This window comes from Streptomyces sp. NBC_01092 (assembly GCF_045039535.1).
Taxonomy (GTDB): domain Bacteria; phylum Actinomycetota; class Actinomycetes; order Streptomycetales; family Streptomycetaceae; genus Streptomyces.
The window spans coordinates 3,530,737-3,549,172 of sequence record NZ_CP108659.1; the positions used below are offsets into that span (position 1 = coordinate 3,530,737).

Consider the following 18,436-nt stretch of genomic DNA (forward strand, 5'->3'; position numbering starts at 1 on the left):
GCGGCGCGCTCCTACCCGTACCCGCTCAGCGCATATCCGTATGCGGGTGCCGCATGAGTGATGGTCGCATGACTGCTGGTGATCGTTGACTGTCTGTCAGTACAACACCCGTCCCCATACCGGGAGTTCAGGGGCATGTGAGATAGCGCGCCGCCCCTCGTCCCCCGTAGGTAGCGGCCCTCTTCCCCCACCCCCTGACCAAGGTGTGACGATGAAAGCAGCAACGGAACGGCCCAGCGGAATGACGTTGAAGGTGTACCGGCTCGGGCCGGACGGGACCCGCACAACGATGCGGGAGAAAACGGCGGTCATCCCGGCGGAGGTGCCCGGTCCTACAGGAGCGTGGCCCAACTGTCAGTGCCCACATCACCGCGAAAGGGCCGCTCAATGAGCACCCGCACCGCCGTGTTGTACGTGTGCGTTGACCGGGGACGGCCGGCCTCGAAGTTGCCCACGGAGCGGGCCATCGAGGAGGGCCTCGTGTTCGCGGACGAGCGCGACCTACGCCGCCTGGTGGGGACGATCACCGACCCGTACGGGGAGCCGGACCCTCGCCACCGCGAGGGCTGGCAGCGCGTGTGCAGGATGGCTGCGCGGGGCGAGATCACCGACGTCATCACCCGCTGGCCCGCCGCTCTCGCCCCGGAGTCCCACCATGAGCTGAGGTTCCGCGAGACGGAAGCCCTGGCCGAGCACGGTGTCACGATCCGGTACTCGTGGGAGCCGCTGGCGGCGCTGAAGGCTGCCCCGTGATACTCGACGGCTCAGACAAGGAGCCGGCGGAGGCCACCCGGCCGCCACGTCGGCGCCGATGAACCCCGGATCGGCTGGCGGCAGGTCACCGCACAACTCCTCTTCGTCGTCTCGGTCACTGCCTTCGTGCTCGCCCTGCGCGCCAATGGCGGCGCCGACTGGTGACTTCCGACGGCCGGGAGGTGACTCCCCTTCCTGCCCCGCCACGGGTCCAACTCGGTCCCGCCCCGTGGCCCCACTCCCACACCCGGCCACCGGGGCAGGACGGCGCAAGATCCCTTCCCGCTCCCCTGATGAGGAGGCCGTATATGCCGCACGCCGCCCTGCCCGAACCGGGAGCGATGTTCGAACTGGCCGCCGACCGGATACGACACATGGCAGCCGAGCAGTGGCCCGGCGAACCCGTGACGCTCACCGCACCGCGGGCTCAGCCTCCCGCCGCGGCTCCGGCTCCGGCTTCGGCTCCGGGTAGAACTCCCGGGGACGTCCCTTCTTGTCCCGCAGTGCGGACAGCAGGCTGCCCGGGTACTCCACCGCCCAGTAGCTCACCGTCGCCACCAGGACCCCGGCCGCGAGTACGAACACCGCTGCCAGTGGGAAGCCCGCCTGGGAGCGGGGCAGGGCGCCGGTGTCGTAGAGGAGCAGCATCAGCGGCTCGTGCCAGATGTACAGGCTGTAGCTGACCAGGCCCACGCCCGTCAGCCATCGCGCGCGCAACAGGGCGTGCCAGCGGGGGTGGGCCGTCGTGCGGACGTGGAGCGTGCCGTAGAGCAGGGCGAACCAGAGGAGCGCGGCCAGCGGGTGGTAGTAGGTGTGCCAGGGGTTTTCCGCTTCGGAGTAGTACGAGAGGGCGTACAGGCCGGCTGCCGCGGTCACCGCCATCGCGGTCGCCGTGCGCGCGCCGACCCGGCCCCGCTCGCCCAGCGCCACCAGCAGCACCGCCAGCAGCATCCCCGCCGCGAAGCCGCCGAGGCGGGCCTGGGGGCCGAAGTACACGGGCCAGTTGGTGTGCGGGACGCCGAGGGCGTGGTGGGCGACGGCGATCCAGGCGACCGGGGCCAGGTAGAGCGCCGCGCAGCCCGACGCGCACAGGGCGACACGGGCTCGGCGGGTGCTCAGGCGGCGGCAGGCACGGATCGCCGGGGGGCCCACGGCGACCAGGGTGAGGTAGAACGCGATCTCCAGGGAGAGCGACCAGGTCGGGCCCAGGGTGTAGAAGATGCGCTTCTGGTCGAAGACGTGCGTGAAGGTGAGGTGCTCCAGCAGGTCCCGCCAGTCGCCGGGGAGGGTCGGGTTGCGCAGGGACCAGACGAGGAGGACGGCGAGAAAGTAGAGCGGGAGGATCCTCGTGGCGCGGCGGAAGAGGAAGTCCCGGCCCGGGCGGGTCCTGTCCTCGCCGTCGATCGCGGCTCGGGCGTAGGAGAGCGTCAGCAGGTACGCCGACATGACGAAGAACAGGTCGATGACCTCCAGGGAGATCAATGCCCCGAGGTAGGGATTGTCGACCGGCGCGTGGGCGCCCTGGGCGTCGTACACGTAGTACTGCTGCCAGACGTGGAAGACGACCGTGCTGAGGGCGGCCAGGCCTCGGAAGCCCTGGAGTTCGACGCTGCGGGAGCCACGGGAGCCACGGGAGGGCTTCGGCGGCTGCGGGGCGGGGGTGCTCGTCACCGGCCGTTCACCGCCTTCGCCGCCGCCGCCGCGCGGGGCGTGACCCGCCAACGCCGGTCTCCCAGCAGCTCCTTGAGGTGGGACTGCCGGGCCACGATGTTCTTGAAGTGGGTGTAGAAGACGGTGGAGATCAGGGCGTGGCGCCAGAACCAGCCGCGCCTGCGGCGCAGTTCGGGCAGGGCGAGGCGGCCCGCGAACGCCGTCTGCACGAGGCCCGCCGAGAGCGTGAAGCCGAAGGCGAGCAGGCAGGCGGGGGTGGCCCAGTCGATGCGGTCCGCTCCTCCGGCCCGCAGAGCCGAGTGGAGGAGGATCGGGAGGATCTGGAGGGAGAGCCAGGGCTGGATCTCGCGCCAGCCCAACAGGACAACGAGGCCCGTTTTTTGACGGGGTGTGAAGTTCGGGTGGCGCAGTGCCTGCCAGAGGTGGCGCAGGGACACCTGCAGCCAGCCCTGCGCCCAGCGTGAGCGCTGGTTCCACAGGGGTTTGAGCCGGGTGGGCGCCAGCTCCCGCGAGATCAGGGTCCGGTCGGTGGCGATGCGCGCGCCTTCCCGCAACGCGCGTAGCGTCGAGTCGATGTCCTCCGTCAGCATCGAACCGTGCATCCGGATACGGGCCAGCATGTCGGTGCGCCAGAAGCCGTTGGAGCCGCCGAAGATGCCGAAGCCGTACAGACGGGTGCGGCCCGGGTGGCTGACGGCGTAGATCGCCTCGAACTCGGCGGCCACCTGCCGGGCCACCCAGGAGCTGTCGCCGTTGCGGATCACGCAGTGTCCCTGGACCACGTCGTAGCCGTGGGACAGCCAGTCCCAGGCATGGCGGAAGGCGTCCGGCGCGGGGTGGTGGTCGGCGTCGAAGATGCCGACGAACTCCCCGCGCACGCGGGTGACGGCGGCGTTGATGTTCTGCGCCTTGGAGGTGCTGCCGGCCACCGGGAGCAGCACCAACCGCCGGTCGCGGCGGGCGATCGCGCGCAGGGTGTCCTCCACGGGGAGCGGGTGCGGGGTGTTGTAGGCGAGAACGATCTCCAGGTCGCCCGGGTAGTCGAGGCGCAGGAAGGACTCCACCGTGTCGACGATCGTCGCGGCCTCGTTCGGCAGGTAGGCGGCGATCACCGCGCTCGCGGGCGGATACGGCTGCGCGGGCGCCGCGGGCCGGGTGGGCGCGTCGAGCGAGAAGAGGCATTCGAGGAGGATCAGCGAGGCGGACAGGACCAGTCCGGCCACCACGACCCAGTACACCGCCGAGGCGATGTCCCAGCCGAGCACCGCGTACGCCTGCTCGTACAGCGCGAACGGCACGCCCACGCCGATCAGCAGCGCGAGCAGCGGGGAGAGGGCGAGCAGGAGGGGGCGTACGACCTTCCTGGCGCGGCGGCGCGGCGCGGCGGCCCGCATCCACGGCTCGTAGCGGACGGGCCGCAGGTCGCGGTGGCGCAGCGCCTCGGCGACGGCGTCGGCGGCCTGCCCGACGACCCGGTCGGCCCGCAGGCCGTCGGTGTCCGTGAGGGGGAGCCAGCCGACGGCCGGGGTCAGCCGTACGTTCTCGTCGGCGACGACGAAACGGGTACTGGCGACGGCCGTGGCGAACTCCCGCAGCGCCTGGCGCGCCGTCTCCTCGTCGACGCCCGGCATGAGGACGAGCAGCCGCCCTTCCTCGTCCCGGCCGAGCCGGCCGCTGCCGTCGCCGAGCCGCTCGGCGACACCGGCGAGGCGTTCGGCGACCTCGCGGCGCACCCGCGCCCCGAACCGTTCCTCCAGCGCGTCCGCCTCCGCCACGGCGACCACCGCGAGGACACCGTCGCGGCGTCCGGGACGGCTTCCGGGGCGGCGCAGTTCGCGGTCGAGTTCGTCGCGGAAGTGGGGTGCGGAGTACAGGCCGGTGCGCGGGTCGCGGGCCAGCCGGTCGACGGGGACCGGGACCCGGTGCAGCTTGGCGGCGATCCGGGCCGACAGTTCGACGGGGTCGGCGGCCTCGGGCAGGCAGTCGTCGGCGCCGCTGCGCAACAGGCGGGCGACACCGGCGGGTTCGCGGTCGGCGGTGACCATGACGAGGGGCAGGACGTGGCCCTGGGGTGCGGTGCGTATCTCCTGGACGACCGCCACGGCCTGTTCGACGCCGCCGTGGCCGTCGAGGGCGACGATCGCGTCGGGCGGGGTCTGCTGGACGCTGCGGCCCACTTCGCCCGGGGCGGCGTGGGTGACCGCGTAGCCCGTGGATTCGAGGGTGCGGGTGAGCCGTTCGCGTCGGGGGCCGGGGGTGCCGACCGCGAGGACGTGGCCTTGTGGCGGCCCGTCGGTCGGCGGGCAGGCCGGAGTGTTCCGGGGCGCGGGTGTGCGCCTCAGTTCGGTGTGCATGTATGTGGGTCCAATCCTGTTCGGATGTGGGGGGAGGACCTTTTGTCGGTAGCTAGCCTCGCCAGGCGCCGTGACGCCACATCTGCGGCGGTGTAAAAGCCTGATTTCCTTTACGTGCCCACGCCAAGGAGATGAGGGGAATCGCGTGACCGGGTGTGAGAGCACCGGGCAGTGTGGAACCCGCGGTCAGCGTTCTCCGTCCGGCTCCCAGTCCAGCAACCGCACCTTCGCGACCGTACGGACATGGCGGCGCATCGCGGCCGCGGCCTGGGCGGGGCGGGCGTCGGCGATGGCGTCGAGGATGGCCTGGTGCTGGGCGAGGGAGCGGGCGGGGCGGTGGGGCTGGCGCAGGGACTCGGTGCGGCTCTCGGCGATCTGGTCGGCGATGGAGCGCATGAACTCGGCGAGGATGCTGCTGTGCGCGGCGGCGGTGACGGCGGCGTGGAAGAGGCGGTCGCCCTCCACTCCGTGGCCGTCGTCCCCGATCTCCTTCGCCATGTGCGCGAGGGCCGACCGCATCGCCGCGAGGTCCTCGTCCGTGCGGCGCTCGGCGGCGAGTTCGGCGAGTTTCGTCTCCAGGGCCTCGCGGGCCTCCAGGACGTCCGGGAGGCGCCGACGGCGCTCGACCATCCGCTCCACGGGCTCCAGATCGAGGCTGTCCCGGACGAGATACATGCCGCCCCCGTGCCGCACCTCGACCAGGCCCTGCACCTCCAGGACCACGATCGCCTGCTTCACCGAGGCCCGGCTCACGCCCAGCCGCTGGGCCAGGTCGCGCTCGGTGGGGAGGCGGTCCCCGGCGCCCAGGCCGCCCTCGGCGACGTAGGTACGCAGCCGGTCGAGCACCTGCTCGTAGAGGCGCTGCTTGGCCATGGGGCGCAGGGCGTCGGTCACGGGGTCCCCCTTCTCGTCGGGAGCGTAACACCGGGCGGGCGCGCGGTCGGGCCGGTTCAGTGGTCAAGTGGCTGAGCCAATTCTTGCGCGACCCCTTGACGTCACCGGCCCGCGCGCCCACGCTGTCCAGCCATCACCCCGAATTGGCTCAGCCACTTTGCCAATCGGACCGTGTGGACCCCGCCCGCAACCGCTCCGGGACCCAAAGACGGGAGCCCGTATGTCCCCCGAACTCATCTCGATCCTCGTCCTCGTCGTGGTGTTCGTCATCGCGACGACCCGCTCGATCAACATGGGCGCGCTCGCCTTCGCCGCCGCCTTCGGAGTCGGCACGCTCGTCGCCGACCTCGACGCGGACGGCATCTTCGCCGGCTTCCCCGGCGATCTGTTCGTCGTCCTCGTCGGCGTCACGTATCTGTTCGCCATCGCCCGCTCCAACGGCACCACCGACTGGCTGGTGCACGCCTCCGTCCGCCTCGTGCGCGGCCGGGTGGCCCTCATTCCCTGGGTGATGTTCGCCCTGACCGGCGCGCTCACCGCGATCGGCGCCGTGAGCCCCGCCGCCGTGGCGATCGTCGCGCCGATCGCGCTCAGCTTCGCCGCCCGGTACGGGATCAGCCCGCTGCTGATGGGCGCGATGGTCGTGCACGGCGCGCAGGGCGGCGGCTTCTCACCGATCAGCATCTACGGCTCGATCGTCAACGGCATCGTCGAGCGCGAGAAGCTGCCCGGCAACGAGGTCACACTGTTCCTGGCCTCCCTCTTCGCCAACCTCGTCATCGCCGGGGTGGTGTTCGTCGTGTGCGGAGGGCTCGGGCTGTGGCGGCAGGGCGCGGAAGGCGCCCTGAAGGGGCGCGGGGCTGCAATCGATTTGCGGCTACCGCCGCGCGGGCGCGACCAGCCACAACGCAGCGGCACAGGGACTACGACAGATCCCGGCACTCACCCCTCCCCCACAACGACCGCGACCGCCACCCGCGAAACGGCCCCCGCCCCCACCGTCCCCCTCACCCCACCCCGAATCGCGACCCTCCTCTCCCTCGTCGCCCTCGTCATCGCCGTCCTCGTCTTCGACCTGGACGCCGGTCTGACCGCGATCACCCTCGCCGTCGTCCTGAGCACCGCCTGGCCGGAGGACAGCAAGAAGGCGGTCGGCGAGATCGCCTGGCCCACCGTGCTGCTGATCTGCGGCGTGCTCACCTACGTCGGCGTACTGGACGAGATGGGCACCATCACCTGGGCCGGCGAGGGCGTCAGCGGCATCGGCGTACCGCTGCTGGCCGCCGTACTGCTCTGCTACATCGGCGCGATCGTGTCGGCGTTCGCCTCCTCCGTCGGGATCATGGGCGCGCTCATCCCGCTCGCCGTGCCGTTCCTGGCGCAGGGCGAGATCGGGGCGGTCGGCATGGTGGCCGCGCTCGCGGTGTCGGCGACCGTCGTGGACGTGAGCCCCTTCTCGACGAACGGCGCGCTGGTGCTGGCCGCGGCACCGGACGTGGACCGCGAGCGTTTCTTCCGGCAGCTGATGGTGTACGGAGGGATCGTGGTGGCGGTCGTGCCCGCGGTGGTGTGGCTGGTGCTGGTCGTGCCGGGCTGGGGGTAGGCCGGTGGACGACAACACTCGGTGGACGACAACACTCGGTGTCCGTTGAACAGTTAAGGAGTACGACGCGTGTCCTCTCTCTTCCCGGCCCTGACGGGCGGTCCGGCGGGGCGAGTCGCCCTGAGCTTCGGCGACCGTTCCCTGACGTACGGCGAACTCGGCGCCGCCGCCGGTGCGCTCGCGGCGCGGATCGGCGGGGCGGGCCGGGTGGCCGTCTGGGCGACCCCGGCGCTGGAGACCGCCGTGGCGGTGGTGGCGGCGCTGGAGGCCGGTGTCGCCGCCGTACCGCTCAACCCGAAGTCCGGGGAGAAGGAGCTCGGGCACATCCTGTCCGACTGTGCGCCGACGGTGGTGCTGGCCGCCGCGGGGGACGAACTGCCCGCCGCTCTGGGCGACTTGGAGCGCGTCGACGTCGACGTGCGGGGCGTGGGCCCGCTCCCCGACCGGCAGGCGTCCGGCGAGGATCCCGCCCTGATCGTCTACACGTCCGGCACCACCGGCCCGCCCAAGGGCGCCGTCATCCCCCGCCGGGCCGTCGCCCACACGCTGGACGCGCTCGCCGACGCCTGGCAGTGGACCGGCGAGGACGTACTGGTCCACGGCCTGCCCCTGTTCCATGTGCACGGCCTGGTCCTCGGCATCCTCGGCCCGCTGCGCCGCGGCGGCTCGGTGCGCCACCTGGGCCGGTTCAGCACGGAGGGCGTGGCCCGTGAGCTGCACGAAGGCGCGACCATGATGTTCGGCGTGCCGACGATGTACCACCGCGTCGCCCAGGCCCTCCCGGAGGACCCGGGCCTTGCGCAGGCGCTGGGCAAGGCCCGCCTGCTCGTCTCGGGTTCTGCGGCGCTCCCCGTGCACGACCATCAGCGGATCACGGCCGCGACCGGGCAGCGGGTCGTCGAGCGGTACGGCATGACGGAGACGCTGATGAACACCAGCGTCCGCGCGGACGGCGAGGCCAGGGCCGGGACGGTCGGCGTGCCGCTGCCGGGCGTGGAGCTGCGGCTGGTGGAGGAGGACGGGACCCCTCTCACGTCGTACGACGAGGAAGGGGCGCCGATCACGCCGTACGACGGCGAGACGGTCGGCGAGATCCAGGTGCGCGGCCCGAACCTCTTCACGGAGTACCTCAACCGTCCCGATGCCACGGAGGCCGCGTTCACAGCGGACGGCTGGTTCCGGACCGGCGACATGGCGGTGCGCGAGCCCGACGGGTACGTCCGTATCGTCGGCCGCAAGGCCACCGACCTGATCAAGAGCGGGGGTTACAAGATCGGGGCGGGCGAGATCGAGAACGCGCTCCTCGAACACGCGGGGGTGCGGGAGGCGGCGGTGACCGGGGAGCCGGACGCGGACCTGGGCGAGCGGATCGTGGCGTGGATCGTCCCGGCGGACCCCCAGTCCCTACCCTCCGCGGCCGAGTTGGCGGACCACGTCGCCGCCCGTCTGGCGCCGCACAAACGCCCGCGCAGGGTCCACTACCTGGACGCCCTCCCCCGCAACGACATGGGGAAGATCATGAAGCGGGCGCTGACCTCATGACGGAACGGCTCGCGGCACGGCAGGTCGTCGCCCTGATCACCGACGGCTCCTCCTTCACCGAACTCCCCTACCCGGACCGGGACTCCGGGCCGGACGGCCCCCTCGGCTGGTACGGCTACGACGCCTCGCGGGCCCGCGCCGTCGAGCGCACCGGCGAGGCGGAGTCGGTGGTCTGCGGCACCGGCACGATCGAGGGCACGCGCGCGGTCCTCATCGCGTTCGAGTTCGGCTTCCTGGGCGGCTCACTGGGCGAACGCACCGGGGACCGGCTGGAGGCGGCGTACACCTACGCCCGCGCCCGCCGCCTGCCCGTCGTGCCGCTGGTGGCGACGGGCGGCAGCCGTATGCAGGAGGGCATGCTCGCCCTCACCCAACTCCAGCGCGTGGCACGGCAGTCCGCGCTCACGCGCGAGGCGGGCCTGCCCCAGATCGCGGTACTCCGGGACCCGACGACGGGCGGCGGCTGGGCCACCCTCGGCGCCGGCGCCGACGTGATCCTCGCCCTCCCCGACGCCCAGGTCGGCTTCGCGGGCTCCCGCGTCCGCCCACCCGACGCGGACCCGGCGGCGTACACGGCGCAGGCGCAGGTGGCCGCGGGGGCGGTGGACGCGGTGGTGCGGCCGGGGGAGGTGCGGAAGGTACTCGGGGTGTGGCTGCGGTTGCTGGCGGGGCCGACGGGGGGTGCGGGCGTGCCCCCGGCGGACCGGCGCCCGACGGACCGACGCCCGCCGGGGGCGAAGGCTCCAGGGGCGACGGCTCCAGGGGCGACGGCTCCAGGGGCAGACAGCAGGCTCAGCGCGACAGCCACCCCGGCCGACCGGTCGGCGCCGCTTCCCGCCGCCCTCGGCGTGTCGGATCTCCCCGCGACCGGCTGGGACGCCGTCCGCAGCGCCCGCGCGCCCCGGCGTCCGCGCGCGGAGGCCTACCTGTCGGCCTACTTCACCCACCGCGTCGCGATCAGCGGAGACCGGTGCGGCGGCACCGACCCCGACGGCATGCTGTGCGGCTTCGGGGAGCACGACGGCCGCACAGTCGCCTACGCCGCGCAGACCGGCACGGCCACCCGCCCCGCCGGCTACCGCACCGCCGCCCGCCTGATCCGCCTCGCGGACCGGCTCGGGATCCCGGTGCTGACCCTGGTGGACACGCCGGGCGCCGCGAATGACGCGGAGGCGGAGCGGCAAGGGGTCGGGGCGGCCATCGCGGACCTGTTCGGTGCGGTGGCGTCCGCACGCACACCGATCACCACCCTCCTCATCGGCGAGGGCGGCTCGGGCGGAGCACTGGCCCTCGCCGCACCGGGCAACACCTGGGCCACACCCGACAGCTACTTCTCGGTGATCGCCCCGGAACTGGCGGCGGCGATCCTGAAGCGGGGGCCGGGGGAGGTGGAGGCGACGGCGGATCAACTCCGGATCAGGCCACAGGACTTGGTGGAGCTGGGGGTGGTCCGAGGGGTCGTCGAAGGGTAGGGAGAAGGGTAGGGAGGGGAGACCGACCGGCCGCCCGGATCGAGTGCGGCGGCAAGGTGTCGGGCGCCTGGTCGTCAGGACCGGCCGCCCGCTCCTTTACTCCAGGCCGCCCACTCCCCCTGACTGCGACACGCTGTCTGACGCCGCATCAGAATCAAAAACCCCCATTCAGCGGCACCCCACCCGGCCCCCTCCAAAAGGCGACCCCCTCCCGGCCGCCCGCACGATGCGATTAGGGCCGCCACCCGCCGGCCCCGCACACACGACCCGACACACACCGAGCGAGGCCCGCCACCCACCCGGCGGACCCATGGTCTGCGTTTTCCGGGAGGACCCCCATGACCGCCACTCTGGAGCAGCTGCGCCGCTGCCACTTCGCCGTCGACCTGGGGGCGGCCAGGACCCGCGTCTTCGTCAAGGGCGCCGGACTCGTCGTCGACCAGCCGTCCGTCGCCGCCGTCAACACCCGGACCGGCGCCCTCATCGCGGTCGGCGAGTTCGCGGAGCGGATGACCGGCCGCACCCCGGACTACATCCGCGTCATGCGGCCCGTCTCCGGCGGCACCGTCGTCGACATCGAGATGGCGCAGCGCATGCTGCGGCACCTGCTCGGCGACAAGATGCGCCGCGCCCTGCGCCGCAAGCCGTTCCTGCGCGCGGCGGCCTGCACGCCGCACGACGCCGACCCGCTCGCCCAGCGCGCGGCGATCGAGACCCTGGTCGGTCTCGGCGCGCGGCGCGTGGAGCTCGTCGACACCCTCATCGCCGCCGCCGTGGGCTGCGGACTGCCCGTGGAGCAGCCCGAGGCCAGCATGATCATGGTGTGCGGGGCCGCCGCGACCGAGGTCGCCGTGCTCTCCCTCGGCAGCATCGTCACCGCCGAACGGGTCAGGGTCGGCGGCGAGGCCGTGGACCACGCGATCGTGCAGCACCTGCGGCACGAGCACGAGCTGATGCTGCCCAGCCAGAACGTACGGCCGCTCCAGCTCGCCCTGTCCGGCAACGGGCTCAGCCCCCACGGCCCGGCCTCCACCGAGATCCACGGCCGTGACGTCTGCACCGGCCTCGCCCGCTCCGTCCAGGTCGACACCGCCGCCGTGCGGGACGCCATCCAGACTCCGCTGACCGCCGTCCTCGACAGCATCGGCAAGGTGCTGCGCGCCTGCCCGCCCGACCTGGTCGCCGACCTCGCCGACCGGGGCATCATGATGGTCGGCGGCAGCGCGCTGCTGCCCGGCTTCGACCAGATGCTGCGTCAGGCGACCCGGATGCCGGTGCACATCGCCGAGCGGCCCGACATCTGCGCCGTGCAGGGCCTGGGCACCATGCTGGAGGGCAGGATCGAGCGCATGGAGCTGAATCCGACCGAGTCGGCCCCACCCCTCGACGACAGTGCGTGACCGGCGTCAGCCCCTCACCTCGGCAATGTCCTCCACCAGGCTCGGCGCCACCTGCCCCGCCGCCTCCATGTCCTTGCGGTCGGCGGCCTCCCGGGCCTCGCGCAGGTCGGCCGTGACAGCGGCCGCGTCGGCCTCGGCGACGTCGTCCTTCAGCCGCTCCCAGGCGAGTTCGAGGCTGGTGACGTCACCCGCGACGGCTCCCTCGGCCCCGGCCTCCGCGTCGATCCCCAACTGCCGTGCCCACATGTCGAACCGGTCCAGGTCCACCGTCCGCACCGGCTCGTAACGCAGCCGCAGATCCGACGTGTTCTGCGCCACCCGCAGCGCGGCGCCGAGCGTCTCCTCCTCGTCCCCCGCGCCCACGGCCTGCGCGAGCGCGCCGAGGTCGCGGGTCATCTGCGTCTGAAGCAACTTCGGTACGGCGTCGGAGTCGCGGTAGGCCGTCCACGCATTCCGCGCCGCGCCCAGGTCGGCGTCGGTGACCTCGCCATCCTGCACGGCCCGTGCGGCGCGGTCGAGAGACGCCAACTCCGTTGGCAGGGGCCCCGGTTGGGTGTCCGTCGGCGCGGCGAGCGACACCGCCTCCAGGTCGCCGCCCGCGTTCCCGGTGGAGAACTCGCCGTAGCCGGGTGCGAAGGTCTTGTCCTCGGTCGAGCCGTCCATATGCAGTTCGTTCACGGTGATCGCGCCCTCGACCTTCCCGTAAGGCCCGTCGACGGTCTGGTCGACCTCCTTCACCGTGACCTCCTCGAAGACGACGCCGGGGAGATTCTCCGGCCGGTACACATCGCCCTGCTTCGGGTCCGCCGGCATGATCATCGCGGGGGGTGCCTTGTCCTTGCCGGCCTGCCAGGTGCCCTCCGTGTCCGCGACGACGCCGTCCTCATAGTTGAAGACGTCCTCGCCGAGGTACCACACGGCGCCGTCGTCGGCCTGGGCGAACCAGTCCAGGGCGACCTCGTGGATCCGGCCGTCGGAGTAGGCGGCGTACTGCTGGATGATCGCCTGGACTGTCTGGCCGTCGAGCTTGATGGTCTTGGTGCCGGGCAGCAGGCTCACCTCGGTGCGGAAGGGCGCGTCGTCCACCTGGCCGCCCATGATGACCTGGTCGACATCGCTGTTGGGGTGGAGCGGGTTGGTGACCTCGGTCGGGTTGGAGAATGTCGGCTCGGCCCGGTCGACCCGCTCGCTTTCGGGCGCGAGCGGCAAGCATTCCTTGCCCGTCTCGCCGGTTTTCTCGTCGATGACGTGCACACAGTCGGTCGAGCCCGTCCCCTCCGACCCACCGGCGCTCCCGGAGCAGGCACCGGCCATCAGTACGACAGCGCCCGCGACGGCCCCCGGCCACAGGATCCTGCGATGAGCGTTCACGGCTGCCTCCTCGATGCCGGTCCGATACCCCGAGGGTCCTCCGCGACCGCTGAACATCCCCTGAACGCCCCTGAACGCGGTGTCAGGAGGCCCAGCAGAGCCCGTCTCGTCCGGCAGCCTCACTCCCCCGCCGACGGCAACATCACCACGAACCGAGCCCCGCCCAGCACCTCACTCACCCCCACCTGCACCCGCCCCCGATGCGCCCCGGCAACCTCCGCCACGATCGCCAGGCCCAGCCCCGCGCCGCCCGCGCCCCGGGCTCGGGAGTCGTCGAGGCGTACGAAGCGGCCGAGGACCCGCTCCCGGTCGGCGGCCGGGATGCCGGGGCCGTCGTCCTCCACCAGCAGCCGTACCCACCCGTCCCCGGCGTCCGTCAGCGCGAACGTCACCCGCGTGCGGGCGTGCCGGGCCGCGTTCTCGCCGAGGTTGCGCACCAGGCGCCCCAGCGCGTCCTCGTCGCCGGTCACCCGGGCCGCGCCCACCGCCGTGCTGTCGACGCGCACGCCGGGCGAGGCCGAGCGCAGCCGCCGCGCCTCCGCGAGGACCAGGTCGTCGAGGTCCACCGGCCGCCGCCCGCCCCGCAGCAGCGCGCTCTCGTCGGCGCGGGCGAGCAGCAGCAGGTCGTCGACGAGGCGCTGCATCCGTACGGCCTCGTCGAGCACGGTCCCGGCCAGGGATCCGGTGTCGCTGCGCTCGGGGTGGGCGAGGGCGACCTCGGCGTGCTGGCGGACGGTGGCCACGGGTGAGCGCAGCTCGTGGGAGGCGTCGGAGACGAACCGGCGCTGCGCGGCCTCGGCGCGGGCCACGCGGCGCAGGGCGCGGCCGACGGCGATCCAGGTCGCGGCGGCCGCGAGGACGAGCAGGACCGGCAGGCCGATGAGCAACAGCCAGGTGACCGTGTTCGTGGCGTCGGAGACTCCCGCGGCGTCCCGCCCCGCAAGGACGACCAGCTGGCGGCCGTCGTCCCGGGCGCCGACCGCCACCACCATGAAGGGGTCGTCGTCGAGCGGGGTGTCGACGGAGGCGCTCTCGCCGGGGTCCAGGCGGGCCAGCGCCGGCTGTCCCGCCACGTTCTCGCTGGCCGCGACGACGGCGCCGTCCGCGTCGACGACCTGCAGGAACTCCTCGTCGGGCGCGGACACGGTCGGCGCGGGCACCCCGCGTCCCGCCTCGATGACCCGCGCCACGTCGGAGGCCCGGGCCCGGGCGGCGTCCCGGACGTCCGCGCTGAGCTCGGTGCGCAGCCCTACGACGAGCCCGATCCCGGCGGCGACCAGGGCCACGGCCACGGCGAGCGCGGCGACGGCCGTGGCCCGGACCCGTACCGCCCGCAGCCGGTGCTCGTACCGTTCGCTCGTCATCGGGCGCCAGAGCTCCCGTCACCCGTCATCGGGCACGAGCCGGTACCCGTGCCCCCGCGACGTCAGCAGCGACTGCCGGCCGAAGGGCCGGTCGACCTTGTTGCGCAGCCGCCGTACGTACACCTCGACGATGTTCGGGTCGCCCTCGAAGTCGTCGCCCCACACGTGGTCGAGGATGGTCCGCTTCGTCACCGCCTCCCCGGCCCGCCGCAGCAGGTACTCCAGCACCGCGAACTCCCGCGCGGTGACCTCGATGTCGTGGCCGGCGCGGCTGACGGTCCGGGCGGCGGGGTCGAGCAGCAGATCACCGGCGGCGAGCACGGCGGGCCGCTCCCGTGCGTCGCGCCGCAGCAGTGCCCGCAACCGGGCCAGGAGTACGGCGTAGGAGACGGGCTTGGTCAGATAGTCGTCGGCGCCGGTGTCGAGGCCCTCGATCTCGTCCCACTCGCCCTCCTTGGCGGTGAGCATGAGGATCGGCGTCCAGCAGCGCTCGGCGCGCAGGGTCCGGCAGACGCGGTAGCCGTTGAGCTTCGGCAGCATGACGTCGAGGACGATCGCGTCGTAGCTGTTCTCACGGGCCAGCCACAGCCCGTCCACGCCGTCGAGCGCGATGTCGACGGCGAAGCCCTCGGCCTCCAGCCCGTCCCTGAGCCCGGCAGCGAACCGCTCCTCGTCCTCGACGACCAGCACCCGCATGCCCTCACGCTACGTCGGCGAGGGCTCGTAGGCCCGGTGTCAGTACGGCAGAATCCGCCCCGAGGGGGTGCGCCGGTCGATCTCGCCCCTGGTGTCACGGGGAGCGGCGGGCCGGCGGGTGACACGAACGCGAACGTGGGTCTGGCGGTTCATGGCGCCCTCCTCGTATCTCAAGTCCGTTGCGACCAGCCTTCTCTGCGCAACCTTTCGGCACATCGTGCCCACGGAGGCACTTGTCATGCCTCCGCGGCAGGAGCGGATGCCTGCCGGGCTACTTCCAAGGGAGGAGGACGCCCCCGACTCACCTCGGGGTACCACCGCGCACGCCGCCCGGCGCCCCGCGCTGGACCCGCCCCGCGAACAGGCGCACGCTCGTCAGTAGGGCCCCGGGCCGCCCACCGGCGTACGGAGGTGATCTCGATGGAAGACAAACACTGGACCGTCCGGATCCACATCATCGAGGACGGCGACGACACCCGCGCCGAGGCCGTGCTGACCACTCAGGACACGCCGCAGGACCTGATGGCCGTGACCGGCCGGGGTGTGGCCCACCGCAGCCCCGTCGACCGGCCGGTCCCCGAGATCGGCGACGAACTCGCCGCCAGTCGCGCCCTGGAGGACCTGGCCATCCGGCTGCACGACGTCGCGTCCGACGACATCGTGGACCTGGCCGGCCCGGCCGACCAGGAGGGCAGCCTGGCATGGGAGCGGCCCTAGGGCCTGTCCGGCGGATCATGCCGGCGTCGCGGGGCCTGGCACGCCCATCTGCCGCGTTGTCGTCACTCGCCGACGCTCCGCGTCGACTCCCTCCTCCGCCTTGCAGCTGCACGCACCAGACCCCGCTCACCTGCGCTGATGAGATGCCGTTCCTTGCAGCCGGCCTGATCCGCCGGACAGGCCCTAGACGTCCAACCAGCTGTACCGCCGCTCCGGCCGCCCCGCCTGCCCGTATCTGAGGGACACCTCCGCGCGGCCGGTGACGCTGAAGTGCTCCAGGTACCGTCGGGCGCTGACCCGGGACACCCCGGAGCGGGCCGCGCACTCGGCGGCGGAGAGGGTGCCCTCGGCCGCCCGTAGCTCGCGTTCGATGAGTTCGGCGGTCTCCACGCTCATGCCCTTGGGCAGGGCGGCCGACGCCGCGGCCGGCGCCGCGCCCCGGGCCAGCGCCCGGTCGACGTCGGACTGGCCGCTGACCACCGCGGCGTGGAGGTTGCTGCGCCGGGCGGCGTACTGCTCCAGGCGCGTCCTGAGGTCCTCCGCGTCGAAGGGCTTCAGCAGGTAGTCGACGACGCCCTGGCGTACGGCGCCCCGGACCGCCTCGGACTCGCGTGCCGCGCTGATCACCATGACGTCGCAGTCGTGCCCGGCGGTGCGCAGCCGGGGGATGATCTCCAGGCCGAACATGTCGGGCAGGTAGAGGTCGAGCAGCACCAGGTCGGGTTGCAGCTCGCCGACCGCCGTGAGCGCCTGCTCGCCGCAGTTCGCGGTGCCGATCACCCGGAACCCGTCGACGTCGTTGACGAATCCGCGGTGGATCCGCGCCACCATGAAGTCGTCCTCCACGATCAGCACATCGATCATCGGACTGTCTCCGTCGCTCGGTCGGCCGGTCGGCCGACGGACATCCGGGCGGTGAACATGGCGCCCGCCAGCGTGTTGGCGACCGACACCTCACCGCCCCGGCGTTTGCACACCAGCCGGGTCAGCGCCAGGCCGATCCCCCGGTCGCCGCCCTGCGCGGCCTTGGTGGTGAACCCGTGCGAGAACACCTCCTGCGCGAGCTCGGGCGCCACGCCGGGCCCCGAGTCCCGTACGACGATCTCCACGCTGGAGGCGTCCTGGCGCAGCTCCACCTCGACCCAGGGGGCGTCCTCCCCGGCTCCGGAACCGCTCGCGGCCGCGTCGACCGCGTTGTCCACGAGGTTGCCGAGCACGGTCGCCACGTCCGCGGAGTCGGTCGGCTCCAGCCGGTCCAGGGAGGTGCGCTCGGAGATCTTCAGGCGCACCTTGCGTTCCGCGGCGAGCGCCGACTTGGCCATGAGCAGCGCGGCGACCGCCCGGTCCCGGACCCGGCTGGTGAGGTTCAGGTCGAGCGACTCGCGGTGCTTGCGCAGGGCGCGGACGTACCGTACGACCTCGTCGTGCTCGCCGATCTGGATGAGCCCGGAGATGGTGTGCAGCTGGTTGGAGAACTCGTGGGCCTGGGCGCGCAGCAGCTCGGTGGTGCTGCGGAAAGACCCCAACTCCCGTTCCAGCTGGGCGAGTTCGGTGCGGTCGCGCAGGGTCGTCACCGAGCCGAGGCGGCGGCCGTCCTTGGTGACGTCCATCCGGTTCATCACCAGGACCCGGCCGCGGCGTACGACGACCTCGTCGCGCCGGTCCGTGCCCTCGGTCCCGGCCAGGACGTCGTACAGCCGCCCCTCGATGCCGAGGTCGGCCAGGCTCATCCCGACGCAAGTCTCGGGGAGGTCGAGGAGTCCGCGGCCGACCTCGTTGACCAGGGTCAGCCGCTGGTGCGGGTCGAGGGCCACGACGCCCTCGGCGAGCCCGAAGAGCATCGCCTCCCGGTGTTCGGCGAGCCCGGCGATCTCGCGCGGCTCCATGCCGAAGGTCTGGCGTTTGATCCGCCGGGCCAGCAGCCAGGAGCCGGCCAGGCCGAGGACGCTGGCGACGCCGAGGTAGACCAGCAGATAGGACGAGGCGCCGACCAGCCGCTGCCAGACCGAGGGCGAGGTCCGCCCGATCATCACCGTGCCCAGGTGATCCCCGGCGTTGTCCGCCTCCACATCCGCCCCGAGCACCGGCGCCTGCGCCACCAGCTGGGTGACGCCGTCCACGGGCAGCTCGCCGGACCAGCCGACGGCCTCGGCGACCTGCGGTCCGTCGACCGGCATGCTCGTCCCGACCAGCGTCGGGTCGGTGGCGGCGACGATCTCGCCGCGCGAGTCGGCGACCATGGCGGAGGTGACGCCGGACCTGGTCAGCGTGGACTGCAGCAGCGGCGCGAGCATCTCGGCGGGGGCGGGCCGCACGAGCTGGGTGCGGACGAGGGGGTTGCCCGCCATCTCCTCGGCGAGCGCGGTCACCCGGCGTCCCTCGACCCGGTCGAAGGTCGCCTTCGACTGCGCGAGCGACACCGCGGCGACGGCGACGAGCACGATCACGACAATGGCGAGCTGCCATCTGAGCAGCTCACCGGCGAGCGTGTGGCGACGCTGCTTCCGTGCCGGTGACCGTGACGTTATGACCACTATGAACTCAACCTTCAATGGTCACACAAGCGAGACGGGGTGTCCCAGGAACCGCACAATCATGG

The 18,436-nt window shown here is 72.7% G+C and carries 14 protein-coding genes; 6 read left to right on the top strand and 8 right to left on the bottom strand.

Annotated features, from left to right (window positions below):
- Window positions 1-387: 387 nt before the first annotated feature.
- Window positions 388-753 carry a hypothetical protein gene (locus OG254_RS15815; protein ID WP_405582125.1) on the top strand — a complete coding sequence of 122 codons (366 nt, stop codon included), beginning with the start codon at window positions 388-390 and terminating at the stop codon, window positions 751-753.
- Between the two features lie 411 nt (window positions 754-1,164).
- On the opposite strand, the gene OG254_RS15820 is transcribed toward OG254_RS15815, so the two are convergent.
- The 3 genes from OG254_RS15820 to OG254_RS15830 all read right to left on the bottom strand — a co-directional run bounded on the left by OG254_RS15820 (window position 1,165) and on the right by OG254_RS15830 (window position 5,672).
- Window positions 1,165-2,424 carry an acyltransferase family protein gene (locus OG254_RS15820; RefSeq protein WP_405582128.1) on the bottom strand — a complete coding sequence of 420 codons (1,260 nt, stop codon included), beginning with the start codon at window positions 2,422-2,424 and terminating at the stop codon, window positions 1,165-1,167.
- Window positions 2,421-4,778: a glycosyltransferase gene (locus OG254_RS15825; protein WP_405582130.1), complete on the bottom strand. Its 2,358-nt coding sequence runs from the start codon at window positions 4,776-4,778 to the stop codon at window positions 2,421-2,423. The genes OG254_RS15820 and OG254_RS15825 overlap by 4 nt, the downstream gene beginning before the upstream one ends.
- Before the next feature lie 186 nt (window positions 4,779-4,964).
- Entirely contained in the window at window positions 4,965-5,672 is a 708-nt protein-coding gene (locus OG254_RS15830) for a FadR/GntR family transcriptional regulator (RefSeq protein ID WP_405582132.1), read from the bottom strand.
- A 220-nt stretch (window positions 5,673-5,892) separates the two neighbouring features.
- Between OG254_RS15830 and OG254_RS15835 the strand changes: the two genes are divergently transcribed.
- From OG254_RS15835 to OG254_RS15850, 4 genes are all read left to right on the top strand, one after another.
- Window positions 5,893-7,275 (top strand): SLC13 family permease, encoded by a 1,383-nt coding sequence (locus OG254_RS15835; protein WP_405582135.1) that lies wholly within the window; start codon window positions 5,893-5,895, stop codon window positions 7,273-7,275.
- A 69-nt stretch (window positions 7,276-7,344) separates the two neighbouring features.
- The gene (locus OG254_RS15840) at window positions 7,345-8,817 is read left to right on the top strand and encodes an acyl-CoA synthetase (RefSeq protein ID WP_405582138.1); all 1,473 of its coding nucleotides are present in this window, start codon (window positions 7,345-7,347) and stop codon (window positions 8,815-8,817) included.
- Window positions 8,814-10,289, top strand: a complete 1,476-nt coding sequence (locus OG254_RS15845) for a carboxyl transferase domain-containing protein (protein WP_405582141.1) — start codon at window positions 8,814-8,816, stop codon at window positions 10,287-10,289. Before OG254_RS15840 ends, OG254_RS15845 begins: the two co-directional genes overlap by 4 nt.
- A 338-nt stretch (window positions 10,290-10,627) precedes the next feature.
- On the top strand, window positions 10,628-11,689 hold the full coding sequence (locus tag OG254_RS15850; protein WP_405582144.1) for a rod shape-determining protein: 1,062 nt from the start codon (window positions 10,628-10,630) through the stop codon (window positions 11,687-11,689).
- A gap of 6 nt (window positions 11,690-11,695) precedes the next feature.
- On the opposite strand, the gene OG254_RS15855 is transcribed toward OG254_RS15850, so the two are convergent.
- From OG254_RS15855 to OG254_RS15865, 3 genes are all read right to left on the bottom strand, one after another.
- Window positions 11,696-13,060 carry a hypothetical protein gene (locus tag OG254_RS15855; protein ID WP_405582146.1) on the bottom strand — a complete coding sequence of 455 codons (1,365 nt, stop codon included), beginning with the start codon at window positions 13,058-13,060 and terminating at the stop codon, window positions 11,696-11,698.
- Between the two features lie 119 nt (window positions 13,061-13,179).
- Window positions 13,180-14,424, bottom strand: a complete 1,245-nt coding sequence (locus tag OG254_RS15860) for a sensor histidine kinase (protein WP_405582147.1) — start codon at window positions 14,422-14,424, stop codon at window positions 13,180-13,182.
- Window positions 14,425-14,442: 18 nt separating this feature from the next.
- Window positions 14,443-15,120, bottom strand: coding sequence for a response regulator transcription factor (locus tag OG254_RS15865; protein ID WP_405582150.1), 678 nt, complete (start codon window positions 15,118-15,120; stop codon window positions 14,443-14,445).
- Between the two features lie 420 nt (window positions 15,121-15,540).
- On the opposite strand from OG254_RS15865, the gene OG254_RS15870 reads away from it, so the two are divergent.
- Entirely contained in the window at window positions 15,541-15,837 is a 297-nt protein-coding gene (locus OG254_RS15870) for a DUF1876 domain-containing protein (RefSeq protein ID WP_405582153.1), read from the top strand.
- Window positions 15,838-16,020: 183 nt separating this feature from the next.
- Here OG254_RS15870 and OG254_RS15875 read toward each other — a convergent pair whose 3' ends face one another.
- Both OG254_RS15875 and OG254_RS15880 read right to left on the bottom strand, forming a co-directional pair.
- Window positions 16,021-16,701 carry a response regulator gene (locus OG254_RS15875; RefSeq protein ID WP_405582156.1) on the bottom strand — a complete coding sequence of 227 codons (681 nt, stop codon included), beginning with the start codon at window positions 16,699-16,701 and terminating at the stop codon, window positions 16,021-16,023.
- On the bottom strand, window positions 16,698-18,371 hold the full coding sequence (locus OG254_RS15880; protein ID WP_405582159.1) for an ATP-binding protein: 1,674 nt from the start codon (window positions 18,369-18,371) through the stop codon (window positions 16,698-16,700). The genes OG254_RS15875 and OG254_RS15880 overlap by 4 nt, the downstream gene beginning before the upstream one ends.
- Between the last annotated feature and the right edge of the window lie 65 nt (window positions 18,372-18,436).